Annotated in this window: 22 protein-coding genes; 7 read left to right on the plus strand and 15 right to left on the minus strand. The window is 70.7% G+C overall.

Annotated elements, in window-relative coordinates; genetic code table 11:
• Positions 1-29 precede the first annotated feature (29 nt).
• The 3 genes from WME79_RS26820 to WME79_RS26830 form a co-directional block, all read right to left on the minus strand.
• A complete protein-coding gene (locus WME79_RS26820) occupies positions 30-1,145 on the minus strand; it encodes a pyridoxal-phosphate-dependent aminotransferase family protein (RefSeq protein ID WP_437520404.1) in 1,116 nt (371 codons plus the stop codon).
• 48 nt (positions 1,146-1,193) lie between these two features.
• Entirely contained in the window at positions 1,194-2,051 is an 858-nt protein-coding gene (locus tag WME79_RS26825) for a serine/threonine protein kinase (protein ID WP_012237410.1), read from the minus strand.
• A 133-nt stretch (positions 2,052-2,184) separates the two neighbouring features.
• Positions 2,185-2,601 carry a tellurite resistance TerB family protein gene (locus WME79_RS26830; RefSeq protein ID WP_437520406.1) on the minus strand — a complete coding sequence of 139 codons (417 nt, stop codon included), beginning with the start codon at positions 2,599-2,601 and terminating at the stop codon, positions 2,185-2,187.
• A 161-nt stretch (positions 2,602-2,762) separates the two neighbouring features.
• On the opposite strand from WME79_RS26830, the gene WME79_RS26835 reads away from it, so the two are divergent.
• Positions 2,763-3,497 carry a tetratricopeptide repeat protein gene (locus tag WME79_RS26835; protein ID WP_437520408.1) on the plus strand — a complete coding sequence of 245 codons (735 nt, stop codon included), beginning with the start codon at positions 2,763-2,765 and terminating at the stop codon, positions 3,495-3,497.
• Positions 3,498-3,524: 27 nt separating this feature from the next.
• Here the strand turns inward: WME79_RS26835 and WME79_RS26840 are convergent, their stop codons facing one another.
• Complete coding sequence (locus WME79_RS26840; RefSeq protein WP_437520409.1) at positions 3,525-3,893, minus strand: hypothetical protein; 369 nt, start codon at positions 3,891-3,893, stop codon at positions 3,525-3,527.
• A 10-nt stretch (positions 3,894-3,903) separates the two neighbouring features.
• On the minus strand, positions 3,904-4,254 hold the full coding sequence (locus WME79_RS26845; RefSeq protein WP_437520411.1) for a hypothetical protein: 351 nt from the start codon (positions 4,252-4,254) through the stop codon (positions 3,904-3,906).
• Between the two features lie 189 nt (positions 4,255-4,443).
• Here WME79_RS26845 and WME79_RS26850 point away from each other — a divergent pair, with 189 nt between their 5' ends.
• Complete coding sequence (locus tag WME79_RS26850; protein ID WP_437520413.1) at positions 4,444-5,154, plus strand: nucleotidyltransferase family protein; 711 nt, start codon at positions 4,444-4,446, stop codon at positions 5,152-5,154.
• Here WME79_RS26850 and WME79_RS26855 read toward each other — a convergent pair.
• The 3 genes from WME79_RS26855 to WME79_RS26865 all read right to left on the minus strand — a co-directional run bounded on the left by WME79_RS26855 (position 5,143) and on the right by WME79_RS26865 (position 7,899).
• Positions 5,143-6,288 (minus strand): DegT/DnrJ/EryC1/StrS family aminotransferase, encoded by a 1,146-nt coding sequence (locus tag WME79_RS26855; RefSeq protein WP_437520415.1) that lies wholly within the window; start codon positions 6,286-6,288, stop codon positions 5,143-5,145. The genes WME79_RS26850 and WME79_RS26855 overlap by 12 nt on opposite strands.
• A gap of 77 nt (positions 6,289-6,365) precedes the next feature.
• Entirely contained in the window at positions 6,366-7,364 is a 999-nt protein-coding gene (locus tag WME79_RS26860) for an SDR family NAD(P)-dependent oxidoreductase (RefSeq protein WP_437520416.1), read from the minus strand.
• 172 nt (positions 7,365-7,536) lie between these two features.
• On the minus strand, positions 7,537-7,899 hold the full coding sequence (locus tag WME79_RS26865) for a hypothetical protein (protein ID WP_044965677.1): 363 nt from the start codon (positions 7,897-7,899) through the stop codon (positions 7,537-7,539).
• A 180-nt stretch (positions 7,900-8,079) separates the two neighbouring features.
• Here WME79_RS26865 and WME79_RS26870 point away from each other — a divergent pair, with 180 nt between their 5' ends.
• Both WME79_RS26870 and cysK read left to right on the plus strand, forming a co-directional pair.
• Positions 8,080-8,940: an endonuclease/exonuclease/phosphatase family protein gene (locus tag WME79_RS26870; RefSeq protein ID WP_437520418.1), complete on the plus strand. Its 861-nt coding sequence runs from the start codon at positions 8,080-8,082 to the stop codon at positions 8,938-8,940.
• Positions 8,941-9,124: 184 nt separating this feature from the next.
• The gene (cysK, locus tag WME79_RS26875) at positions 9,125-10,015 is read left to right on the plus strand and encodes a cysteine synthase A (RefSeq protein ID WP_437539960.1); all 891 of its coding nucleotides are present in this window, start codon (positions 9,125-9,127) and stop codon (positions 10,013-10,015) included.
• A gap of 48 nt (positions 10,016-10,063) precedes the next feature.
• Here cysK and WME79_RS26880 read toward each other — a convergent pair whose 3' ends face one another.
• The 4 genes from WME79_RS26880 to WME79_RS26895 form a co-directional block, all read right to left on the minus strand.
• On the minus strand, positions 10,064-11,611 hold the full coding sequence (locus WME79_RS26880) for a complex I subunit 4 family protein (protein ID WP_437520420.1): 1,548 nt from the start codon (positions 11,609-11,611) through the stop codon (positions 10,064-10,066).
• Positions 11,608-13,041: a proton-conducting transporter transmembrane domain-containing protein gene (locus WME79_RS26885; protein ID WP_437520421.1), complete on the minus strand. Its 1,434-nt coding sequence runs from the start codon at positions 13,039-13,041 to the stop codon at positions 11,608-11,610. Before WME79_RS26885 ends, WME79_RS26880 begins: the two co-directional genes overlap by 4 nt.
• The gene (locus WME79_RS26890; protein WP_437520423.1) at positions 13,031-16,090 is read right to left on the minus strand and encodes a YbcC family protein; all 3,060 of its coding nucleotides are present in this window, start codon (positions 16,088-16,090) and stop codon (positions 13,031-13,033) included. The genes WME79_RS26885 and WME79_RS26890 overlap by 11 nt, the downstream gene beginning before the upstream one ends.
• Positions 16,091-16,168: 78 nt before the next feature.
• The gene (locus tag WME79_RS26895) at positions 16,169-17,809 is read right to left on the minus strand and encodes a SulP family inorganic anion transporter (RefSeq protein ID WP_437520425.1); all 1,641 of its coding nucleotides are present in this window, start codon (positions 17,807-17,809) and stop codon (positions 16,169-16,171) included.
• 287 nt (positions 17,810-18,096) lie between these two features.
• Between WME79_RS26895 and WME79_RS26900 the strand changes: the two genes are divergently transcribed.
• Together WME79_RS26900 and WME79_RS26905 are read left to right on the plus strand one after the other, a co-directional pair.
• Entirely contained in the window at positions 18,097-18,684 is a 588-nt protein-coding gene (locus tag WME79_RS26900) for an RNA polymerase sigma factor (RefSeq protein WP_437520426.1), read from the plus strand.
• Positions 18,681-19,289: a hypothetical protein gene (locus WME79_RS26905; protein WP_437520428.1), complete on the plus strand. Its 609-nt coding sequence runs from the start codon at positions 18,681-18,683 to the stop codon at positions 19,287-19,289. The genes WME79_RS26900 and WME79_RS26905 overlap by 4 nt, the downstream gene beginning before the upstream one ends.
• A 321-nt stretch (positions 19,290-19,610) precedes the next feature.
• On the opposite strand, the gene mazG is transcribed toward WME79_RS26905, so the two are convergent.
• Positions 19,611-20,465 (minus strand): nucleoside triphosphate pyrophosphohydrolase, encoded by an 855-nt coding sequence (gene mazG, locus WME79_RS26910; RefSeq protein ID WP_437520430.1) that lies wholly within the window; start codon positions 20,463-20,465, stop codon positions 19,611-19,613.
• A gap of 159 nt (positions 20,466-20,624) precedes the next feature.
• On the opposite strand from mazG, the gene WME79_RS26915 reads away from it, so the two are divergent.
• Positions 20,625-21,842: a hypothetical protein gene (locus WME79_RS26915; RefSeq protein WP_437520431.1), complete on the plus strand. Its 1,218-nt coding sequence runs from the start codon at positions 20,625-20,627 to the stop codon at positions 21,840-21,842.
• Positions 21,843-22,170: 328 nt separating this feature from the next.
• Here the strand turns inward: WME79_RS26915 and WME79_RS26920 are convergent, their stop codons facing one another.
• Positions 22,171-23,091, minus strand: coding sequence for a transposase (locus tag WME79_RS26920; RefSeq protein ID WP_437520432.1), 921 nt, complete (start codon positions 23,089-23,091; stop codon positions 22,171-22,173).
• A 291-nt stretch (positions 23,092-23,382) separates the two neighbouring features.
• Positions 23,383-24,561 carry a cytochrome P450 gene (locus WME79_RS26925; protein WP_437520434.1) on the minus strand — a complete coding sequence of 393 codons (1,179 nt, stop codon included), beginning with the start codon at positions 24,559-24,561 and terminating at the stop codon, positions 23,383-23,385.
• Between the last annotated feature and the right edge of the window lie 401 nt (positions 24,562-24,962).

The raw sequence follows: 24,962 nt of genomic DNA on the forward strand, positions 1-24,962 counted from the left end.
CCGCGCGAAGTGAGCCTCGAGCGCCGCGCTCAGACGACGCGCGCGAGCGCCTTGAGGAAGATCTCGTAGGCCTCGAGCGGGTACTCACCCATGTGGAAGATCCGGAACAGCCGGTTCGAGAGCTTCCCCTGGGCCGCGTAGATCTCGAACACGTGCCCATCGACCGGCTCGCTGGCGAGCCGGCTCGCCATCTCGTCGTAGGTCCGCCCGGCCGGGATGTGCAGCGCCGTCCCGATCGACTGGAGCGGCATGTTCTCCCAACGCGCGATCGTCAGCCCGAGGCGCTCGTAGCCGGGGCGCAGGATCGCGCAGCGCGCCTGGTACACGGCGTGACGCCCTGCGACGCCGCCGGTGGCGGCGAGGTGATCCAGCGCCGCGATCACCTGGCAGAGGCTCATCGGATCGATCGTGTAGGGGTGCGCGCCGCCCTGCTGGGCGCGCCAGGTCTTGTGGAGCTCCAGGCTCGGGACGCGGGCGGGGATCCGCTCCATCTCGGCGAGCAGGTCCTTGCGGACGAGCGCCACGGTCAGGTTCGGGTGGCTGTGCAGGCCCTTGTTGCACGAGCCCATGACGGCGGCGATGCCTGAGCCCTCGAGGGCCAGCGGCTCGACGAAGAGCGAGCTGATGCCGTCGACGAGGAGCTTCTTGCCGTACTTCCGGGCGAGCGCGCCGACCTCGGGCAAGGGGTTCAACGTGCACGTCGACGTGCCCCCGTACACCATGGCCACCGCGTCGACCTCGTCCGCCGCCAGGATGGCCTCGATCTTCGCGAGGTCCGGCCTCTCGCCGTAGGGCAGGCACATGTCGACAACCGGCTGGCCAAGCGTGGCGGCGTACTCGAAGATCCGGTCGCCGTAGGCGCCGTTCCGGACGACGAGGAGCCGCTCGTCGCGCCGCAAGCAGGAGCCGAGCACGGCGGCCATGGCGGTCGATCCCGAGCCCGTGAGGAGGATGGCCTCGTAGCTGGGCGCGCCGAGGGCCTCGACGATGCCGTGGCGTGCCCGGTCGAGCAGCGGCCGGAGCCGGGGGCCACGCGGGACGATCGGGCTCTCCCCGTAGGTGCGGGAGACCTGGTTCACCGCGTCCGGCAGGTGGAAGACCGCGGGCGTGAGCGAGACGACGCGTGGCGTTTCGGCGGCGATCATGCCGCGAGATCTAGCCCGGAACGCGCGCAGGACGCAGCGGAGATTGCGCTACGCCCAGCGGAGCTGCCGCAGATCGTCCCAGACATCGCGCGCGGAGTGGTAGCGGTAAGCGTCGCGGCGGCGCAGCAGCTTGGCGATCACCTGGCTGAGCGGCGTGCCGAGCGCCTCGGCCTTCTGCCGAGGGGTGCCCTCGGCGATCTGCCGCGTGATCTCCTCGTAGGCGACGTTCACGTCGATGGCCGGTTGCCCGGTGTGCATCTGGTACATGAGCAGGCCGAGCTGGTAGAGGTCGCTCTGCGTCGTCGTGTAGCCCGCCGTCACGAGCTCTGGCACGAGGATCTTCGGGTTCGCGACCTGCGGGCGGAACCAGCGGGTGACGCCGTCGAGCTGGTGCGCCACGCCGAAGTCGGTGAGCTTGACGAGCGGCCTGTGGTCGAGCTGGGAGATGAGCACGTTGCCCGCGTGCAGGTCGGCGTGCACGACGCCGTTATCGTGCAGGTACTGCAGCGTCATCAGCAGCTGGCGCGCGAGCTCCAGGAGCAGCGGCGGCTGGAACGGGGCCCCGAGCAGCGCCCGGAGGCTCGTGTCGCACCGCTCGAGCGCCAGGTAGAACAGGTAATTCACCTCGAACGCGTCGTGGATGTAGACGATGTTCGGGTGGCGGAAGCTCTCCAGGCGGAGCATCTCGCGCGACCACTCTTCCTTGACGACCTGGTAGGGCTTGTTCGCCGGACGCAGCATCTTCAGGGCGTACACCTGATCGAACGGCCCGCTGCACTCGTACACCGAGCCATACTGCCCGTCGCCGATGAGCGCCCCGATCACGTACGTCCCCCGGGTGGAGGTCAGCGCTGAGCCCGGCACCGGAAACGGGATCAGGAAGCTGCCAGTGGAGGACCAGGTCACGGCGGGCCCATCGTAACCGAAAACGACGGCGCCCGTTCACCCCGCCGCACGCGCCCCGCGCAGCGGTCCGCCTTCGCGGCGCAGGGGGCGCCCATGGCCCCCCGGACGCGACATGCCGAGGGCGGCCGGCCGCTCATGAAGCGGCGAGCTTCCGCACGATCTCCGCGGCCTCGGCCTGATCGAGCTCGAGCGCCGCGGCGACGTCGAGCAAGAGCTCGCGCTCGCTGGTCCTGACGATCCCGTCGGCGACCACGACCTGAGCGGCCAGGAAGAAGGCGACCTTCCGGGCCTGCGGGCTGGCCAGCCGCTCCTTGAGCGACGCGAGCCGGGCCGCGCGACCCTCCTTGTGGAGCTGCTCCACCACGGTCTGGAGGAGCGTGTCCATGGTGCTCTGCGGGATCCGTCGATCGGTGAGCGACTCTACGCTCCGGGCGAAATGGCTCTTCTCCTCCGGGCTGAACTCGCCGTCGGCGAACGCCGCGAGGAACATCAGCTCGACGAGCGCCTCGAGGTTCGGCTCATCAAGCGTTTTCAGCGGAGGAGGGCTCATCTGGGGCATCGGCTCCGTGTACACCGAGGCCCGGCGCGGGACCAGCCCTGGAGCGTCCCCCGTACCCCGCGCGCCCGGGGCAAACGCGCCCGAGAGGCTGCGTTGAACGCGCCCGATGGGCGGCATTGGGAGAGCGCTCCCTGTGTGTCATGAGTTCGAGCATGCACGTGCGCGAACTCGCCCAGTCGCTCCTCGGCGCGCTCTTCCTCTGCGGCTGCAGCAGCGCGACCGCGGCGCGGCGCCCCGCCGACCCGGGTCGACCTGCACCCGAAGGGCGCGCGGCGACGCCGCGAGCCGTGGCGAGCGCCGAGGCGGCCCCGCCACCGCTGCGGCTGCCGTGCGAGTCGGACGATCTCGTCGGCTGTACGAACGGCTGCGCCGACCACCAGATCGAGGACTGCGTGACGCTGGGATCGATGTACCTGGGCGGAGCGATCGTCTCGATCGATGTGGAGCGAGCGATGACGCTGTTCGAGAAGGCGTGCGCGGAGGGGAGCGCGCGCGGCTGCTTGCGGCTCGGCGACGCCTACCACGATCGGCTCGCGCGCGCGGACGCCGGCGGGGCGAGCGGGGCGGACGAGGCGGCGCTCTACTGGCACGCGCGCGCGTGCCACGCGGGCGCGAACCTCGGATGCCTCGCGGCAGGCAGGGCCTACCTCCACGGCCAGGGCGCGAGCGCCGATCCCGGGCGCGCGGCCGCGCTGTTCCAGCGCGTCTGCGAGCGCGGGAACGCCCCCGCCTGCGTCGAGCTCGGACACCTCCACGCGGAGGGCGAGGGCGTGACGCGCGACGACCGGAAGGCGGTCGAGCTGTTCACGAAGGCGTGCAAGCTCGGCCTCGACGAGGGGTGCCTGCGGGCGAGCCGGTCCGGCGACGTCCTCCCGCCGCGCGACTGACGCGCCCTCGACCGCGGCTCGTCGCCGTCAGTCGGTCCGGCGGCGCTGGGCGATGTCCAGCGCCGCCGTGATCATCGCGGTGAGCTGTGTATCCGGCACGCTCTCGGAGGGGAGCACCACGAGCTCGGCGCCGATGCGCCGCGACAGCTCGATGAACCCTTCCGGATCGAACGCCCGCACGTCCTGGGTCATCACGATGGCCAGCGGGTTCAGCCATGCCGCGCTGCCGCGCAGCGACACGAGATCGCAGGCGAGCAGGTCGGCGCCTTCGACGAAGACCAGCCGCCGGCAACGCTCCGCGAGCTGCTCGCTGGCGCTCACGATGAGCACCACCGAGGCCGATGCCGTCCGCTTGCTGCGCCCCGCTGGTCGTGTCGGTAGTTCTCGCGTGCTCATGAAGCCCAGGTCAGCGAGCGAGCAACGGGCGCCCGTACGGGATGGGTCCGGCGCCCGGCGCCCGAGCCCGCGCCTCGTCGGCGAGGGCGAGATCCATGACGAAGGAGCCGAACGGCAACCGGAAATCCCGGTCGTTCGGTTTGGTCGCGTAGAGGGCGAGCAGCGAGAGCACGCTCCCGATCTGCGCCGCGGCCGGATCGTCCTCGCACGCGTTGAAGCGGTCAGCGAGCGTGCACAGCTGCCGGAAGAGCGGACCGCCCGGGTGCGGGCCGGCGCTGCACATGGCGAAGGTGCCGCTGCCTCGATATCCGAGCTTCCGGCGCTTCCTGGCGGGGGTACGAGACGGAGGTACCATCGTCATGATTGCTGCCCACGTCGCCTGTGAAGGGTGAATCGCCCCACGCCGGGGCTGACCTGCCGCGGGACGCTCTCCAACCAGTAATAGAGCAGCCCGAAGAGAGTCAATCGGAGAGGACGCGGCGGGCCGGGCGAGCGTGAAATTCTGCGGAATGGTCCCCCGTCCAGGCAGCGCGTGGGTATACGTCATCGCATGAAGGCAGTCGTGCTTGCCGGCGGCAAAGGCTCCCGGCTCCGCCCCTACACCGCCCTTATCCCGAAGCCGTTGATGCCGATCGGGGATCACACGATCGTCGAGATCCTCCTCCGGCAGCTGGCCCGGGCGGGGGTCACCGACGTCGTGATGTGCGTCGGCCACCAGGCCGCGCTCATCGAGGCGGTCGTCGGTGAGGGGAGCCGGTACGGGCTGCGCATCTCCTACCAGCGCGAGGACACGCCGCTCGGGACCGTGGGTCCGCTCCGGGTCATCGAGCGCGACCTGCCGGAGCGCTTCCTCGTGATGAACGGCGACATCCTCAGCGATCTCGACTTCACGGCGCTCCACCGCACGGGCGCGTCGACCGGATCGCCGCTCACCGTCGCCGTCTGCGAGCGCGCCTCGAAGATCGACCTGGGCGTGCTCGACCTCGGCCCCGACGGGCGCGTCGTCAGCTTCCGCGAGAAGCCGACCTACACGTTCTGGGTCAGCATGGGCATCTACGCGATGAGCCGCGGCGTGCTGCGCTTCATCCCCGAGGGCCGGCCGTTCGGGTTCGACGACCTGATGCACGCGCTGCTCGGCGCCGGCGAGCCGGTGGCCACCTTCCCGTTCCGGGGCCACTGGCTCGACATCGGAAGGAGCGACGACTTCGCCGAAGCGCAGGACGAGTTCGAGAAGAACCGGCAGCGGTACCTACCCGAGTGACGCGGCGAGGGCCTCGCACACGGCGTCGACGTCGGCGTCGGCCATGCGCGGGTGGAGCGGCAGCGTGAGCTCGCGGCCCGCGATCGCGTCCGTCCGCGAGAGCCCCTCCTTGCGCACCCGGTCGGAGGCGCCGTGGTGCGAGAAGCGGTGGATCGGCGTGTAGTGCACGCTCGTCTGGATCCCGCGCGCCTTCATGGCCTCCATCACGGCCTCGCGCGAGGTGCCCTCGGGCAGGAGCACCGGCATGAGGTGGTGCGCGCTCTCCCCCAGCCCGCGCGCGTAGAAGTCGCGGTACGGCAGCCCGAGGCCCCGCACCCCGGCGAGGCGTTCGTGGTAGCGCGCCACGAGGTCGCGCCGGCGCGCGTTGCCCGCCGCGAGCCGGCCGAGCTGCACGAGGCCGATGGCGCTGCGGATCTCGTCGATGCGGTAGTTCATGCCCGCGTCCACGACGTCGTAGGTGAACGCGTGCCCCTTGTGCCGATCGAGGGTGAGCGTCGTCATCCCGTGAGCGCGGAGGAGCCGCATGCGCGCGTGGAGCGCGTCGTCCCTCGCGATCACGGCGCCCCCCTCGCCGACGGCGAGGTTCTTGTTCGAGAAGAAGCTCAGGCAGCCGACGTCCCCCAGCGTCCCGAGCGCCCTGCCCCGGTAGGTCGCGAGCGGCGCGTGCGCCGCGTCCTCGACCACCGCGAGCCCCCGCTCGGCCGCGATCGCGGAGATCGCGTCCATGTCGCAAGGGTAGCCGGCGTAGTGGACGACCGCGATCGCCCGCGTCCTCGGGGTGATCTTGCGGACGATGTCGGCGGGATCGATGCTGAGGTCATCGTCGCCGACGATGTCGGCGAGCACCACGTTGGCCCCGCACAGGAGCGCGGCGTTGGCGGTCGCCACGAACGTGAGGCTCGGGCAGATCACCTCGTCGCCGGGGCCCACGGAGAGCGCGGTGTACGCGAGGTGCAGCGCGGCGGTGCAGTTCGTCACGGCGAGCACCCTCGGGGTGCCGAGCGCCTCGCCGAGCTCCCGCTCGAACTGCGCCGTCCGCTCCCCCATCGTCAACCAGCCCGACGCGACGACCTGCCGCGCGGCCTCGGCTTCTTCAGGCCCGAACGAGAGATCGCTGAGAGGTATCTTCCACATGGCCTTCCATCCATCCAGCCGGCGCCTCGCGGAGAGGGCGCGCGAGGCGCTGGCCCCCGGCCGCGCGGCGGCGTGCGTCAGATCGCGTACTCGCGCGGCCGGTAATCGGTGAGGTGACGCTCGACATAGGCGTACGTCCGCGCGAGCCCCTCCTCGAGCGGCACGCGGGGCGCGTAGCCGACGAGCTCCGCGGCGCGGCGATAGGAGGCGAGGAGCACCATGACCTCGCTCGCGTCAGGGCGCACCCGGGCCTCGTCCGTCACGAGCTCCGCGCGCTTGCCCGTCACCTCGAAGATGAGGCGGACCAGATCGCCGATGGAGATGGCGCGCCCGCTCCCGACGTTGAGCGTCTGCCCCACGGCCCGCGCGCTCGATCCGACGAGGAGGAAGCCGGCGACGGTGTCGGTCACGAAGTTGAGGTCCCGCACCGGCGTGGTGCTCCCGAGGCGGAGGACGGCGCTGCCGGCGGCGAGCTGCTGCATCACGCTCGGGATGATCGCGCGCGACGACTGCCGCGGGCCGTAGGTGTTGAACGGCCGGATGGTCGCCACCTCGAGGCCGAACGAGAGGTGATAGCTCTCGGCCAGCTTGTCGGCGCCGATCTTCGTGGCCGAGTACGGGGACTGGCCGGTCAGGGGATGCGCCTCGTCGATGGGCGTGTAGCGCGCGGTGCCGTAGGTCTCGCTCGTCGACGTGTGGACCACGCGCGCGCCGTGCTCGCGCGCCGCCTCGAGGACGTTCAGCGTGCCCTGCACGTTCGTCGCCACATACTGCTGCGGGGCCACGTACGAGTACGGGATCCCGATCAGGGCCGCGAGGTGGAACACGACGTCGGCGCCGCGCACGAGCGACCGGACCGCTCCCGCGTCCTCCACGTTGCCGGGGACGACCTCGACCTGCGCGAGGACGTCCTCGGGGAGCTGGTCGAGGTGCCCGCGCCGCGAGCCCGAGGTGTACCGGACGAGCGCCCTCACCCGCGCGCCCTCCCGGATCAGCGCCTCGACGAGGTGGCTGCCGATGAACCCGCCGGCGCCGGTCACCACGACGCGCTTGCCGCGATAGAAGCCTTCGCTCACGGCCGCGTCCGTGGCCTCTGCGGGTTCGCGCGTCAAGCGCGTACCGAGGCGGCGCGCCCGTTTGGGCCCGGCAGCGCTGTCCCGAGCGCGGCGCGGGCCGGCGCGCGCCGCGCTCGGGCAGCGCCGCCGCGCAGCGGCCCGCAGGGCTCGCTGGCGGACGGCGTGGCGGGGATCACTGGATCTGGATCTGGTCGGTGGGCGTGTTGCCCGCCCCCTCCGGCGTGCCGATCTCGCGGTGCACGCAGAGCCCCTGCTTGCAGTAGGAGTCCGGCGGGGGCTTGCAGTCCACCTTGGGCTCCTCGCATTTGCCCGTCTTGTAGCTCTCCGAGAGGGGCTTGATCTTGTCGAAGGTCGCGTTGCTGATGGGCTTCGCACAGCCCGGCCACTCGCTCTGACGGCAGTCGGCGTCCGTGTTGCAGTGCTGCGCCTTGTTCACCATCTCGAAGGCGTCGCCGCGGACTTTGTCGCACTCCTTGGGATCCATCTTGCTCTCGCAACCGGCGACCAGCGCGAGCAGGAGGAAGCTCGCGGTCATGCGGAGCGAGGTCCGAGGTCGGAAGGAGGCCGATCCAGGCCGCCCGCGTCGACGAGCACACGTGATCATTCAGGGTTCTCCCGGTCAAGGCCGCCCTTCCGCGCCGGAGGGGCAGCGGCCTGCGCCGGGCCCTTCGTATCACGGCTGGATCCGGGCGCGCAGCTGGCGTAGCCCGTCGGCATGGAACGTCCTCGAGAAGGCTCCGGGGTCAGCGGCTCCCCGCACGGCGGATCCGGCATCCGTGTTCGCAGTTCCCTCCGGGTGCTCACCCTGAACATCTGGAACCGCCACGACCCGTGGGAGGCGCGCCTCGAGCTCATCCGGGAGGGTCTCCGCGAGCTCGATCCCGACGTGGTCGGCCTCCAGGAGGTGCTGTCGTACGAGGGTCGATCGCTGGCCGACGGCATCGCGGACGGGCTCGGCTACGAGGCCGCGTTCGGCGCCGCACACGACCTCGGCGGCGGCGTGCTCTTCGGCAACGCCGTGCTGTCGCGCTGGCCGATCGCGCGGAGCCAGGCGTTCCCCCTGCCCACGGGCGAGACCGACGAGAAGCGCTCGATCCTGCTCGCCGAGCTCGGGTCGCCCCACGGCGCGATCCCGTTCTTCGTCACCCACCTCAACTGGAAGTTCCACCACGGCGCCGTGCGCGAGGCGCAGGTCGCGGCCGTGGCCGACATCGTCATGCGCGAGGCGCCCATGGAGGGCCTGCCGCCCATCGTCGTCGGCGACTTCAACGCGCAGCCCGAGGCCACGGAGATCCGGTTCATGAAGGGGCTGCACGCCCTGAACCAGAAGAGCGTGTACTTCGCCGACACCTTCGACCAGACGGGCAAGGGCCCCGGATTCACCTTCGATCCCGTGCGGAACCCGTTCGCGGCCATCACGAACGAGTACCCGCGCCGCATCGATTACGTCTTCGTCCGCGGCCCGGACGCGCAGGGGCGAGGCAAGCCGCTCTCATCGAGGGTCGTCTTCGAGGAGATCCGCAACGGCGTCGCCGCTTCGGATCATTACGGGGTTCTCTCGGAGGTCTCGATGTAAAGCGGGGCCGGCGCCCCTGGAGGGGCGTGCGCTCCGGCACGTTGCCCGGGGATGCCCTGTTCACGTGTACACTGGCGGCATGTCGTCCCCTCGAGCACCGGGCGGCGGACCGCCGAGTCCGCCCGACGCGCCCGGTGAGAGCTCGGCGCCTCCGCCTGCTGGTGCGGTCCGCGTCGGTCCGGTCGTGCCGGACGCCCTGTCTCTCATCGGCGGCACGCCGCTCGTCCGCCTTGCCCGGGTCTCGCCCGAGGGCGGAGGTGTCGTCTACGGCAAGCTCGAGTCGATGAACCCGGGCGGCAGCGTCAAGGACAGGGCGGCGCTCGGCATGGTGCTCTGCGCCGAGCGCGAAGGGATCCTCAGGAAAGGGTCGACCATCGTCGAGGCGACGAGCGGCAACACGGGGATCAGCCTCGCGATGATCGCCGCCGTGCGCGGCTACCGCTGCGTGGTGGTCATGCCCGAGGACATGAGCGTCGAGCGCCGGCACGTCCTCCGCGCGTACGGCGCCGAGATCGTCCTCACGCCCGAGGGCCAGGGCATGGCCGGCGCGGTCGCCCGCGCGAACGAGATCTGCGAGGCGACCCCCGGCGGGTGGATGAGCCAGCAGTTCCAGAACCCGGCGAACCCCGGCGCCCACGCGCGCGCCACCGGCCTCGAGATCCTCGCGCAGACCGGCAGCGACATCGCGGCCTTCGTCGCCGGCGTGGGCACCGGCGGCACGCTGACCGGCTGCGGGCGCGTGCTCCGGGATCAGCTCGGCAGCGCTGTCCGCATCTGCGCCGTCGAGCCGACGAAGAGCGCCGTGCTCTCCGGGCGAGGCCCCGGCCCCCACGGCATCCAGGGCCTCGGCCCCGGCTTCGTCCCGGCGATCCTGGAGCGGTCGCTCATCGACGAGATCCTCACGGTGACCGAAGCGGGCGCCTCGCGCATGGCGCGGCGGCTCGCCCGCGAGGAGGGGCTCCTCGTCGGGCCGAGCTCCGGCGCCAACGTCCACGCGGCCGTGGAGATCGCGCGCAGGGTGCGCGGGACGATCGTGACCGTGCTGCCCGACTCGGGAGAACGCTACCTGCTCTGAGCCACATCCGGCGGCGGCGCGCAGCGCGCGCCATCTGCCGGACGCGGCTCATGGCGACGGCCGTCCGTCACGACGGGGCGCTCCGCCGTCCGCGTCGATGGATCGGCGGTACGTCGCTGCCGCGAGGCGCGCCTGCGCGCCGTGCGCCACCTCGTGGATGACCCGCTCGACCACCGGCTCATGGATCGCGATCAGCCGCGCCGGGGCCACCCCCAGGACCACGGTGAGCGCGACCAGCGCGAGCAGGAACGCTCGCTCGCGGAGCACGAGCGCCTCCAGCGCGGCGCCCTTCAGGTGGCGCCGGAGCGGCCCCAGGAAGGTCCGCTGGAACGCCCGGAACAGCGTGATCCCGTTGAGCGCCGCCGCCGTCAGCGCCAGCACCGCGAGCACGGGATGGGCGTGCAAGATTCCATGCAGGAGCAGGTCCTCGCTCACGAACGAGAGCGCTCCCGGCATCCCGATCATGGCGCACGCGAGCAGGAAGAAAAAGGCGGCCATGCGGGGCGTCCGGGCGACGAGGCCCCCGAGCTCCCGCGTGTCCGCCGTACCGGCGCGCGCCTCGATCGCGCCGACGACCATCGCGAGCCCCGTGATCGCGATCGACAAGGCGACGCTCTGCAGGAGCGCGCCGCTCACGCTCTGCGGGCTCAGCGAGGCGACGCCCAGGAGCACGAGCCCCTTCTGGCTCGCCACGAGGTAGCCGAGCATCCGGCGCAGATCGGTCTGGACCAGCGCGAGCACCGCGCCGTGCAGCGCGCTGATCAGGCCGAGCACGGCGAGGATCGGCATGCCGTCGGCGCAGCCCACGGGCAGGAGCGTCACCCCCACGCGAACGAGCACGCAGACGCCGACCTGCATCTGGGCGAGCAGGATGGTCACGCCGAGCGGCCCCCGCTCCAGCAGCACCGGCAGCCAGCCGTGGAACGGCACGGCGGCCATGCGCATCAGCACGGCGATGCCGACGAGCGCGAACAGCGGCGACTGCCATGCTTCGGGGACGCCGACGCGGGCGATCTCCTCGACGTCGAACGGCAGGGCGGCGCCGTGGCGCGCGGCGAGCACGGCGATAGCGCCGATCGCCAGGACGAGCGGCGCCGTGCCCCCCAGCAGGAAGATGCGGCAGGTGCGCCGGAGGAGCGGGTCCTGGGCGCCCTTCCTGGCGACCAGGCGATCCACCGGCACGAGCGCGGCGACCCACGCGGCCGCGAGCACCGCGAGATCGACGGCGCAGAACACGCCGAGAATGGCGCTGCCGGTGGCGAGCAGCGCGGCGGCGCTGTGCGGATCGATCGCGGCGCGCGGGCTCGCGGCGAGCAGGGCGAGCAGGACGAAGCCCAGCAGCGGGAGCAGGGTGATGGTGAAGCCGTCGAGGCCGAGGCGGAGGCGCGCTCCGAGGAGCGGCAGGGCGGGCCCCCCGGCGGTGAGCGCGACGCCGGCGTGGGAGAGCGCGAGCGGCAGCAGCGAGAGGAGCAGGGTGAGCGCCGCGCCGATGAGGGCGACGCGGCGCGCGCGCTCGTCGCTGCGCGCCCGCGCGGCGAACAGCGCCGCGATCGCGGGAGTGAGGATGAGCGTCCCGAGGAGCGGAAAGGCGTTCACGTGCGAGCCCTCTTCGTGTCGCGCGCGCGGGGCTGGAAGGCCGCCGCGCTCCCGGTCGCGCCGCGCGCGTCCTCGTCGCCGGTCTCTGCGGGGGTGCGCTCAGGCCACCCGCTCAGCGCCGCCACCCAGCGGCGCTCGCTCTGATCGAGCAGGCGCCCGAGGCGCATCAGCGGCGCGGCGACGAGCCGCTCCTGCAGCCCCTCGAGGTGGAAGCGGTCGAGGGACAGCCAGTACGCGCGCCGCACGAGCGCCGCCGGCAGGAGCCGGCCAGCGAGCCCGAGGTGCGGCAGCGGCTCGCCAGCGTGCGCGGCCCGGATGTCCTGCGCGTCGCGGAGCGCCGAGGGGGCGCGCAGCAGCTGGAGGCAGCGCAGGCAGGCGTGGGCGAACAGGTGGATGAGCGCGAGCCAGTAGAGCCCGAGCCCGATCTCCACGAACATGAGCCCCACCTGCGTCATCGTCGCGTGCGCGAGCGCGCCCTTCACGTCCGCCTGAACGCGCCCCACCATGGTGCCGTAGACGGCCGTCGCCGCCCCGACGCAGGCGATCACCACGCTCGCGGCGAGCGAGCGCTGGAGCAGCGGGGCCGCGCGGAGCATGAGGTACACCCCGGCGTGCACCGAGATGGCGCCGTAGAAGAGCGCGCTCGATGGCGTCGGCCCCTCCATGGCCCGGGGCAGCCAGCTGCCCAGAGGAAACTGCGCGCTCTTGCCCATCGCGGCGAGGAACAGGCACAACGCGAGCGCCGTCGCCGCGCCGGGCCCGAGCGACGCCGCGGTCCCGGGCCAGGGAGAGCCGCCAAACACCTCGCCCCACTGCGAGGAGTGGGCGACTTCGTGCATGAGCACCGCGCCCCCGAGCAACCCGATGTCGCAGAGCCGGTAGGTGATGTACACGCGCACCGCGGCCCGCGGCGGCGCCTCGCGCTCGTGGAAGAAAGCCACGAGCAGCACGCTCGTCGCGCCGACGAGCTCCCAGCCGGCGAAGAGGAGGTCGACGGTGCCCGCCGACACGAGCCCCAGCATCCCGGTCGAGAACAGCGCGAGGAGCAGGAAGAAGCGCGCGAAGCCCGGCTCGCGGTGCAGGTACGCCACCGAGAACCTGCCGACCAGGAGCGCGATCAGCGAGACGAGGAGCATCATCGTCGCCGACAGCCGATCGACGAGCAGGACGACCTCGAACGCATAGCCGCCGAGCTCGAACCAGTGGCCGAGCGCCACCGGGACGAACGCGTAGGGCGCCGCGACGGCGGAGAGCCATATCGCCAGCGAGGCCGCGAGCGAGAGCGCGAGCGTGGAGAGCACGACGCGCGACACGACGCGCTCGCTCGGCGTGCGAAGGAGCAGCAGGTAGGCACCGAGCGCGGCGAACGCCGCCGCCGGAGAGAGCACGGCGAGCGCGGCGAGCTTGCCGAGAAGCACATCAGACAGCATGGTCGACGACCTCACGTGGCCGCGTGGACGCGGCTCGAATGAGCGCAGGCGGAACGAAGCCGGACCTCCCGGCGTACCAGTCGGCGGAGCGCTGGACCGCAGGCAAGGGTTGATGCGGTGGAGAGAACGGCGCGAAGCCGTCGCCCGTGAAGCACGCGATCTGGCGCGTCGCCGGATCGACGCAGGCGAGCTGGATCCAGCCGTTGCCGATGAGCTCGCGGAGGGCCGGCTGCCGGGCGTAGAGCGCGGCGGCCGTGTCCGTGCTCGCCTCGACGACGACGAGCAGCCGCACCGGCTCGTGGATCTCGATCATCTGCTTCGGCAGCCCGGTGCGCAGGTCGCTCAGCGATCCCTCCATGACCCCGAGCAGCGAGGCGAGGTTGTGCGGGAGCTTGGTGCCGGCGCCGTAACGGCGGTTGTCCACGCAGGAGAAGTAGTACTCGAGGTTGATCCCTGCCCCGACCGGGCCGACCGCGAGCAGGATGCGCTCGAGGATCGCTCCGCCCTGGTCCTGGGTCGGGTCGTACGAGACAAGGAACGCCCTGCGGTCGAGGAACAGCCCGCGGGTGAGCGAACGGCGGCCGACGACGCAGACCGCGTTGGTCACGTGTCCCAGCTCGGGCCGCGCCTCGCTGAGATCCGCGGCGCGCGCCTCGACGTGCGCGAGCGCCCGCGCGGCGTCGCCCTCGCGCGGCGCCGACGCGAACCTCCGGCAGCGCTCGTGCGCGTGTTGCTGGCGCGCGGCGTCGAGCGCTCCGACCAGCGCCGCGAGCTCGCCGCGGTGGGACGCCGGCACGAGGTGCTGGTCGTAGAGGACGATCTCGTCCGTCGTCGTGTTGTTCATGCCGCCGAGGAAGAAGGTCCCTTCCGGGATGTCGATCCCGCGCGCTGCGAGCAGCACGCGGACCTCGGGATCGTTCGCCATGGCCGCAAACAGCCGCGCGTTCGGGCCGCCGTGGCGGCCGCCGCATGCGCCGCAGTCGTACGCCGACTGGTGCGGGTTGTTCACGCTGGTCGCCCCGTGGCCGAGCACGACCACGATCGGCGCGAAGCTGCGCGTGAGCCCCATGTTCTCCAGCGTGGCGGCCACGCGGGCCGCCTTGGCCGCGGCGGTGAACGGCTGCCCCTCCCCACCCGCGGCGGAGCCCTCGTCATGCGGGCTGTGGAGCCGCGTCAGCACCGGCGGGAGCAGGCGCCGCTCGAGGGCGCGGCGCAGCCGCGCCACGGCGCGCGGAAAGAGGGTGCGTCCCACGAGCGGGACGGTGGACAGGAGGCCCAGGGTCGGGGTGAGCAGCACGCCGCGCGCCATGGTGCGGGTACCGCGCCCCAGCGCGTGCAGGAGCCGCGCCCAGCGCTTGCGGCGAGCCTTTCTGCGCCAGCCCGCCTCCTCCTCGTGCGGCCGCTCGACGATCTCGTGCGCCGGCTCCACGCCGACCGGGCAGAGGCTCACGTGGCCGGCGTCGTCGAGCCCGCGGTAGCGGATCGGCACGCCGAAGAACCCGGCCACGCCGAAGGTCTCGTGCCGCGGCGAAAGCTCCTCCAGATGCCTCCGGAGCCCCTCGCAGCGGTCGTCGATGCAGAACGCGATCTGGAAGCGGGGCGCCTCCACGGAGCGCTCCTCCTCCGGGCGGCGGAGGTTCGCGGCGATCCCGTGCAGCACCTCGGTCCGGTGGTGGTGCTCGTAGGCCTCGTGCAGGACGCGGCGCCGCGCGATCTCATCGAACGCCTCGAGCGCCTCGAGCGCCCAGACGCGCTCCGCCTTGGAGAGCGGCGCGATCTCGGCGGCCGAGAGGCCAGCGAGCTGAGCGAGCTGGAACAGGCGGAACGGCCGAGCGTGATCAGGCGAGCTCGACGGCGGCACAGGCGGCCGCGCGGCGCGCCGGGCATGCTCGACGAGGCCGGCGAGGGGCCCTCGGTACCCGAGCCGCCGGCGCGCGACGTCGCGCAGCGCGTACCGGGCGAGCGTCAGGCGCACGGCGAGGTACTCGAGCAACGACACGGGCGGCGATCCCGGAGGCCGATCGCTCGGCGTGTGCTCGAGGCGGTGGATCATGCCGGCCCAGCCCGGCAGCTCGAGCAGCACGCGTGTCACGTACACGTCCCAGTGATCCTCGGCGACGGAGAGCTCCTCGAGGGCGCGGGCGGCGATGGCGGCCGGCGACAGCGCCTCCGCGTCGAACCGGCGAAGCTCCACGTCGAGCCCGACGAAGGCCGGGGCGGCCAGCCGGGAGCCCTCGAGCGCCATGTCGCGAAAGCAGCGCCAGAGCCCCTGCGCTCGATCGGGCATCGTCCAGTGTGCAATGCCCTCGTCGAGGTAAGCGCCGAGGAACCGGATCATGAGCGGATCGACGAGCTCAGCCGGATCCTCGCCAGCCAGCTCGACCAGCAGATCGCGGTGCGACCGGTCGGCGCCCACGCGCTCGACGAGCGGCGGCTCCACGGGCGGGGCGGGCGGCAGCAGCACAGCGCGGCACGCGTCCCAGAGCGCGAGGGCCGCCCGCGACTCCGGATCGCGGCCCCCCCGGTCGAGGAGGCGCGCCGCGATGTCCGGGCTCGCCTCAAGCCAGCGCTCCGTGCTCTGGACGATGCGCCGGCGTCGCTCGTCGGGGACGTCGCCCCGGAGCCTGCGCGTCTCCCCCGCCTCGGAGATACGCCACAGGAGGCCCGCCGCGGTCTCGGCGTCGATCGGATGGCGCAGCGCGAGCTGCTCGATCTCGTGCCGGGACAGCGGGCCTCGGCGCTCGTCCGGTCGCGCGGCGAACCGCCCCGCGAGCGCGGCCTCGAGGTCCTCGTCGCCGATCCGACCCGACGCGATGTGCGCGCGGTAATCTGCTTCGGAGAGATACGGCTCGGCCTCGAAGACGGCGCTCGCCGCGGCGAGCGCGTCATGGAACGGCAGGTGCTGGAACGCGTGCAACGTGTTGTGGTGGACGAACACGCCGATCGGCCCCTGCGCCGGCAGGAGGTGTCCGGCGTGCTCGACCACGTCGCACAGGTGCTTCTGCCGGGCGGCGCTCGCGCGAAGATCCTGAGAGAGCTCGCTGTTCATGGGGTTCCCGAGTGGCGGTTGTTCCTGGAGAGCCCCACGCGCGCTTCCCCCTCTCGCGCCATGGTGTCTCGACTCGATTCAGCGCTCGGCGACGGGGCTGATGACAGGCCGCTTCCTCGCCGAGAGCGGGTGGGATGACATCTGGAAATGATCGCCGAGGCCGGCGAGGGTCAAGGTCCGCCCGTTTCGTTCCATCACGCCCTGGAGCTCATGCAGGTTGGACATGACCGTGTGATCGACCAGACGGGCATTCGCGAAGTCGATCTCGACGTTCGGAACGTGCGCGTGGTTCGCGATCTTCCGCTGGATGCTGAGGTAATTGCTGAAGATGGCGGCGTGCTTGACGCGCAGCACGACCCGCCCCTCCTCGACACGCTCGTCCACCTCGGAGCGGAAGAGGACGCGCAGCGGCGCGCCATTCGTCAGGTGGATGAGCAGCTTCACGGCGATGCCGGCCGCGACGCCGACCAGCAGATCGGAGACGATGCACATTGCCGCCGTTGTGGCGAAGATGACGAGCTGCTCCCTGCCGATGCGGAGCGTCTTCGCAAACTCCTTGGGCGACGCGAGGCGAATGCCCGTGAAGGTGAGCATCGCGGCGAGCGCGGCGAGGGGGATCCGGTGGATGAGGCCCGGCGCGAAGGCCACGAAGAGGAGGAGGAAGGTCCCGTGAAAGAAGTTGGACAGCCGGCTCTTCGCGCCGTAGCCGATGTTCGCCGAGCTGCGAACGATCTCGGAGATCATCGGCAGCCCGCCGAGCAGACCCGCGATGAGGTTGCCCACGCCCGTGGCCAGCAGATCCTTGTCGAGGTCGGAGCGGCCCTTCGCGGGATCGAGCGCGTCGACGGCCTTCGCGGACAGGAGCGACTCGATGCTGCCCACCAGCGAGAACATGACGATATATTTGATGGACGCGGGCGTGCCGACGTAGCTGAAGTCCGGGAAGACGATCGCCTGGACGAGGTTGCCCGGCAGGTTGACGAGGAAGTTCGGCCCGATCGCGTACGTCGTCTGGGTCGCCGCGAGCGTGTACGTGTGCTCGTGCTCGAGATCGAACACATAAGCGAGCGGTATGGACAGCGCCAGCACCAGCATCGGCGCGGGGATCTTCTGCATCCAGCGAGCTCTCTTGGCGACCACCGGATAGCCGAAGAGGAGGATCATCGAGAGGATGCCGATCGAGGCGATCTCGGGGTTCAGGCGCAACAGGCTGCGCGGGATCTCCAGGATCAGGTGGAGCGGATCTTTTGCCGAAGGCGTGACGCCGACGAGCGTGTGGACCTGCTTCGAGCAGATGATGATCCCGATGGCCGCCAGCATGCCGTGGACCACCGAGGAGGGGAAAAAGTCGCCGAGCGTGCCTGCGCGCGCCAGGGCGAAGGCGATCTGTGTCACCGCGGCGACGGCGATGCAGGCGAGCGCGCGGCGGTAGCCCACGGCGTTGTCCCCACCGCCGAGTTCCTGAACGGCGCCGAGCGCAATGACGATGAGGCCCGCCGCGGGCCCCTTGATGGTCAGCGGCGCGCTGCCGAGCCAGGTGGCGACCATGCCACCGACGACGGCGGTGAGCACGCCCGCGATGGGGGGGAACCCGCTCGCCATGGCAATGCCCAGGCAGAGCGGTAGGGCGATCAAGAAAACGAGGAACCCTGAAACCAGGTCGTTCCTCCATGTGGACGCCGAGGACGTCGACGCCCTCGAAATATTCGGATTGGACATGCGGTGCTCGCCTTGGAGATGGGGCACCATGTGGGCCCGCTGTTCGTCAGAACACGGCCCAGGACGGGACCACTCGGCCCGAGGTTCCCGCTCGGGGTGACGATTTCGTGCGGCGCCCAGGAACCTCGGCGCGGATCCGTTCCGTCCCAGGGCGGCCGATGCACATTTCTTCCTCCTTCGGGGTCACGTCGCCCGCCCCCTCGTGGCGCGAGCAGCGGGCGCTACCCCTCCGTCCAATCCACGCTAGAGTTCCGGCCTTCGACGCCCTAGATGCTCGAACGGCCCTCATGACCGAATCGCGACCCCCCCTCGGCGAATCGCGCGCGGAGTTCGAGTCAGCGGTGCGCCCGGTGCTCCCTCGGCTCTATCGATTCTGCGCCTCGCTCTGCGGCGCGCGAGACCAGGCGGACGATCTGTTCCAGAACGCGTTGCTCAAGGCATACCTGCACGCGGCGTCCTTCGAAGGGCGCTCGGACCTCGGCGTCTGGCTGTGTGGGATCGCTCGGCACGAGTACCTGGAGGCCTACCGGACCGAGGCGCGGCGCCGCGGCCTGCTCGATCGGCTGGTCGAGGTGTGCACCGAGGCGCTCGGCATCCTGCCTCGCGCCGAGGTCTCGAGCCCGGAGACGGCCGCGATCTTGAGCCAGGACACTGGGGTACTCCTTGCGTGCCTCCAGGAGCTGCCGGAGGAATTTCGCACCGTGGTGGTGCTATGCGACATCGAGGAAGTGGGTTATGACAGCGTGGCCGAGATCCTCGGGATCCCCAAGGGGACGGTGAAGAGCCGTCACGCCCGCGGGCGCGCGCGGCTGCGGGACGCCTACGAGCGTCTGGCGGCGCCGCGCGTCGTCGCGGCGCGGGAGGGTTCGACGTGAGCGGGCACGACCGCGATCTACCCCCGATTCCGCGGGACCTCGAGGCGAGCGTGCGGGCGCTGCGCTCGATGAACCCCTCCGATGCGCTCGTCGAGCGCGCGCTGAGCAAGCTCCCCGAGCGGCCGGAGCGCCAGGCTGCGGCAGAAGGGGCGCGGTCGCAGCGGGCGAGCAGCCTCTGGGGGTGGAGGGTCTTCCTCGTGGCCCCGGCGCTCGCGGCGTTGGCGACCACCGCCTTCGTGGCGGGCGACAGGGGCGCGACAACTCCGGCGATCGAGCGCTCCGAGGAGCTTGCCGTCACCTTGCCTGACGATGGGCACGCGTGGATGCACCTCGATCTGTGGACCCACCGGCACGCGGACGAGCCGGCGGAAGTGCAGCTCGAGGTGCCCGAGAACGTGCTCGTGCGGTTGCCTGACGGAGAAGGTGGCGCGCTGGAGCAGCACTGCCAGCAGCGGCGCTGCTCGCACCGGCTGACGCGCTACCGCGGCGACACGCCGCTCAGCGTGGCCGTCGCCCAGCCGGGCCGCTATGAGATCCACGTCCGTCACGAGTCGAACGAGGCGCGCGTACGTGAGCGGTTCGTGCTGACCGCGCTTCGCGACTGAGCCTAGCGAAACGGGCACATCGGGCGCGGAAGCCTCCACCGCGGGAATCTCGCCCATTTTACCCCAACCTGGGTCGGGTCGGCCCCAACCTGACCAGGCCTCACCTGGGCCCCCAACCTGGGTCGGGTCGGCAACCTGGTCCGGGTCGGCCTGTTCCCCAACCTAGGTCGGCCTGTTTGTTCAGGTCTGCCGGCCGCTCCCAACCTGGGTCGGGTCGGCCTGTTCAGGTCTGCCGCTCGTCCCGGCTCCCAACCTGGGTCGGGTCGGCCTGTTCAGGTCTGCCGCTCGTCCCGGCTCCCAACCTGGGTCGGGTCGACCTGTTCAGGTCTGCCGCTCGCCGCGCTTGGCCTCGTCCCAGTAGCCGTCGAGTTCCTCCAGCGTGAGCGTGTCGTGGGACGCCTTGACGGGCCAGCCGCCGTGCCGCTCAATGACCCGCCGCTCGACGTGGTCGAAGCGCCGGGTGAACTTGTCGATCGTCCGACGCAGAGCCCCCTCCGCGTCGACGCCGGCGTGGCGCGCCAGGTTCCCGAGCGCGAAGAGCACGTCCCCGAGTTCCTCCTCGATCGCAGCGGGATCGCCGCTATCGAGGGCTCGATCGAGCTCTCCGAGCTCCTCGTCCACCTTCGCACGCGAGCCCCGCGCGTCCGGCCAATCGAAACCCACACGCGCGACCTTCTCGCCTACCCGCTGCGCCCGGGTCAGCGCCGGCAAGCTGCGGGGAACGCCGCCAAGCACGCCGCGTTCCTTCCCCTGCCTTGCCCGCTCGTCCGCCTTGATGCGCTCCCAGTTCTGGAGCACCTCGTCGGCGTTCTCGGCGCTCTCGTCCGCGAACACGTGCGGGTGGCGCCGCACGAGCTTCTCGCAGATCGCAGCGATCACATCGTCCGGCCCGAACGCCCCCTCGGCCCGGGCGAGCTCGGCCTGGAAGACGACCTGGAGCAAGAGATCGCCTAGCTCGGCGCACAGCTCCTTGCGGTCGCCGCCGTCGATGGCGTCGATGACCTCGCACGCCTCCTCAAGCACGTAGCGCCTGAGCGTCGCGAAGCTCTGCTCGCGATCCCAAGGACATCCGTCGGGTGCGAGGAGCCGCTGCATCAGCTCGACCATGCGCGGAAACGTACGACCGGCCTGCTCGGGGAGCGGCGGAGCCTCCACGGGCTCGAAGGAACGAGGCATGCAGTGCTACTAGCGCAAACCACCCCCGCTCCGGAAGCAGAGGAAGACGAAGAGGAGACGATGCAGAGGGTGCCCTATCGCAGAGCGTCATCCTGGCCTCCAAGCCCGTAGCATGAGAAAAGTACGGAGGGCATCGAGGCGCCGACGACGAGGACGACCATGAAGAGCGCAGGCTATGTGGTGCTGTTCGCGATCGCCGGCTGCTCGCAGGGGGTGTGTCGGAGCATCGGGAGCGCGCCGGGCACGGCGCCGAACCCGGGAGCAGCGGCGGAGGAGCCCGTGACGGCGGCCCTGGTCAACAGCGGCGAGCAGGAGGTACTGGACGAGGAGATCGCCCCGCTGCGCAAGGGCGGGCGCCACCTCATCGCGGAGCCGCCGGACGACGCGGAGGAGGTGACGTACGCCGCATGGATCGCGGCGGCAGGGCTCGCCGCGCAGAACAGGCAGCCGCCGCCGGCCGCACCACCGGGGTTCGCGCTGCGGGCGGTCCGCGGGCGCGACCTGTGGGTGTTGTCCGAGGACGGCACGCGCCGCCGCGGGGCAGCTGCGGTCGTGCTGCGCGTAGGAGCGGCCGTGCCGCTGATCGTCGAGGCGCCGCACACGTTCTTCGATCGGGGAACGCTGCCCATCGCGCTGGCCATCTTCGAGGCGCAACGGGCGCGCGCCCTGATCGTGAATACGTCGCACCGGTACGGCGGGCGTCCCAACCCGCGCAACACCAGCGTCGACGATGAGGGCGCAGAAGGCGGACGCCCCAACCTCGGTACCGCTGTCGGGGGCGGGCGCAACCCGGGTCACACCGCTGATGACGAGAGCACGGAAGGCGCTGGTGGCGAGGACGGCGGTGATGAAGCCGTCGACGGCAAGACCGTGCAGGACGGCGCCCAGGACACCGGCGGCAGCGCTCGTGGGGATAACCGTGCTTCCCGAGAGCGGCTGATTGCGTCGCTCGCCTTCGCAGACGTAGCCCATGCCGAGCGTTCGTTCTTCCTGTCCGTGCACCGGGCGCTGATCCAGAGCTTCCCCGGCACGCCCACAGTGCAGTTGCACGGCTTTCAAGACCGCTCGGCTCCGAACGCCGCCGTCATCGCCAGCGCGGTGGGGCATGGCGCCGCGCTGGAGCGGTTGCTCGCCCCTCTGCGGGCGATCGTCAACGATGGAAAGGTGCTCGCCTACCCCACGGAGATCGATAGGCTGGGGGGTGCCACGAACGTGCAAGCACGCTGGTCGCGCCAGATGGGCGCGCCGTTCTACCATGTTGAGATGTCCCGAACCCTGCGCGACAAGCTGATCGCGGATATGGATTTCCGGCGCCGGTTCGCGGCGGCCTTCTCAGAGCTCACAGTCGGAACAAGTCGGATGCGCGATCCGGATTGACCGCAACGGTACTGTCCGCAACGACCCGGCTCAGCGGATGCCAAGCATGCGTTCTGCACGGAGAGCCGCTCCAGATCGTCCCATCAACTGGATGTGTCCGCCGAAATCGATCATCGGCGTCCGCGAACCAAGCACAATCAGCGTCACCCGGGGCCGATCCATCCGCGCTCGACACCGCATACCCCGTTCGTAGGCGAGCGCGCAGCGCGCTATGAACACTTCGCCCGCCCGCGTCAGCTCCTCCAAACGGATGTTCCCATGAGACGGTAACAGCGCGTCGAAACCGCCCCTCCTATTCCGCACCGCTGTGAAACTGGCGCCCTGATATCTACACCGCGAGCCCGAATTCCCTCGTGCTGGCGCCGTGGAACGTGCACATCCACCAAGTCCCCGCCGGAAATACCACACTGCGTACCCCGGCGCGCCACCGTTCGAGCGCCGCACGGTACGACGCGCGAAACGCCCGCACCGCGGCGCCAGCGATTCGCCGTACGTCCCCGTGCTCGCGGCCGACTGCAAAGGTCGGATTGCGTTCGCCCAGCGCCTCGAAGCTCGTGACGCGCTCGTACGGGGAGATCTTGGTGACTCGCTCAGCACCAAGAAAACGACGCCCTTGCTGTTGCAGCGCCGAATGGGCCTGCGTCTCCTGTACCTTGAGCTCGGCGGCGACCTCTTGTCGAAATTCATCGATGTGGTCCTGCTCAACCGCCGGCGGCAGCGCGAGAGATAGCATCACTTCCTCGGGCCACTGTGGATTTTCCGGGTCAAGATACGCCACAGGACGCGCCGCACGCAGCACACCGCAGCCGAGTTCTTTTACATCGACTTTCGCCCCCGGCCACTCATGCGCATGCCGGACGAGGCCAGCGGCCACGGGGTTCGCGAGCACGTAGGCTATTTTCTCCACCACGGCAGCACGCGTCAGGAGGCGCACCACGCTGGTGGCTTCGTGGTCCCATACCGGTCCTTCCCACGCGCGAAGCACCTTGGTACCAAGCGCCACAATGCGATGAAAGAACTGCAAAAAGCGCGGCAAGACTCCATGCACGTCCGTCACGACCAGGTGCAAATGCGTTGACATCGCACAGAGCGCGTGAACCTCGATCGCGAAGCGGCGGGCCGAGACTGCGAGGGCGTAGACGAAGAGCTGGGTGATGGCTGCGTCGGGGCGAAAGAGCAGGTGCCGACGCAAGACGCGACGGGTGATCAAATAGGTGGCGCCGGGCGTGATCTCACGGGGGTGGCTCATGGCCCGTCCACACAACAAACGTTGTGCCAGAGATCGCAGTCAATCATTTCAAGCAATTGCCGCGCCCCGCAGGTGGCGGCATCGGCGCCATAGGTGGCGGCCGCCATGGCACCCGGATCGCCCTACTCGGGTAGAGTCCACAACCTGGGTCGGATCGCCGCAACCTGGGTCGGGTCGCCAGGGTCGGGCCGCCGGGGTCGGGCCGCCGCCAATCTGGGTCGGGTCGCGCGCGGGTCGGCGTCAACCTGGGTCGGGTCGCGACGGGTTGGGGTCGGGAGAATCGCGCGAAAATTACACAAGCAGCGCTGGAATCTGATCAGGTCCGAACGCCGCCGCGCCACGCGGCGCCGTCGAGAACGTCGGTTGCAGGGTCGGATCAGCCCGCAGCGCCGGAAAGCGCTCGAGCAGGAGCGACACGCCGATCCTCGCCTCCATCCGCGCGAGCGGCGCACCGACACAGTAGTGCGGACCGCCGCCGAAGTTCAGCATCCCCACGGGTCGTCGATGGATGTCGAAGATCTCCGGGCGCGGGTAGATCTCCTCGTCGTAATGGCGAGCGATCAGCGACAGGTAGAGGATCGTCCCCGCAGCCAGCGTCTCGCCGCCGATCGTCGCCTCACGCTCGACGAACCGCACGATGCCCGCCGCGCTGTTGCACCAGCGGGTCGACTCCTCGATGGCCTGCGGCAGGAGCGAAGGTTGCTGACGCAGCTGGTTCATCGCGTCAGGGTGGGCGAGCAGCGCCACGAGCAGGTTGGCCAGCATCCAGCTGGTCGTCTCGTAGCTGGCGAGGATCAACGTGAGCACGACCCCCTCGCACGCCTCCACACCGCCCAGCCCCTCCGCCACGATTGCCCGCGCGATCTCGCCGAGCAGCGTATCGCTCGGGTGCGCCACCTCGCGCTCAGCGATCTCCCGGAGCTGCGCCTCCATCGCGGCGTGGGCGCTCCGCCCCTCGGCCACGACGACGGGGTCCTGCGGCATCACGACGCTGCGGATCATCTTGCGAATCAGCACGTCATTCTCGGCGATCCGCTCTTCCGGGAGCCCGAAGAGGGCGCTCGTCACGCCCATGGGCATCGACATCGCAAAATCATCGAAAAGATCCGCTCGCTCCTTCCGCACGAGTCGTTCCACGACCCTGCGCGCCACCGGGGTCACGGTCGCCTCCTCGTAGCGGGAGATCACGCGTGGGGAGAGGACCGCGTTGAAGAGCCGCCGCATGCGTGTGTGCGACTCACCGCCAAGCGTCACGAGCGTCCCTTTCATGATCCCGGTGTCGTAGGCCCGGGTGCTGAAGGTCTCGCTGTCGCGCAGCACCGCGGCCACATCGGCGCCGCGGAGTACGACCGGCACGCCGAGTCCCTCGTCGAAATAGACGGAGTGCTCCCTCGCCGCAGCGGCGAGATGGATCGCGAACGCCGAAGGGTCTTTCGAGGTGAAAGAAAATAGATTCTTACGAGGCAGCATACATAAAAATTAGTATGCCATCTCGAAACGCGAATCAAGCCGCTTTGCCGTGACTTCGACTGGGACGTAGGTGTGGAAGAGCGGGTATTGTTGACGCTTCTCCCACGTTGGCTTCTGGTGCGGCCCCTGTAGGTGCCCCCCGCCGGGTCTTCGCGTCGGGCCCGCACTGTGCTTGTGTCACTGTCGGCCGCAACCTCGGCGATTTGCGGCCGATCGACGCTGATGCCGATCGCCCTACGCACGCCATAGAGCGGCGCCTTCATGGCGCTCGAGCAGGCGGTGACGCGCTCCGGACGGGCCGAGATCCGTCCATGGTGATTCGTCGAATCTCTGGCGACGAAAAGCTGCTCAACTCGGGAGTTCTGCTGGACCCGCTAGGAAGGCCGCGGATATCGCGGACC

The sequence above is a fragment of the Sorangium sp. So ce726 genome (assembly GCF_051521405.1).
Taxonomy (GTDB): domain Bacteria; phylum Myxococcota_A; class Polyangia; order Polyangiales; family Polyangiaceae; genus Sorangium.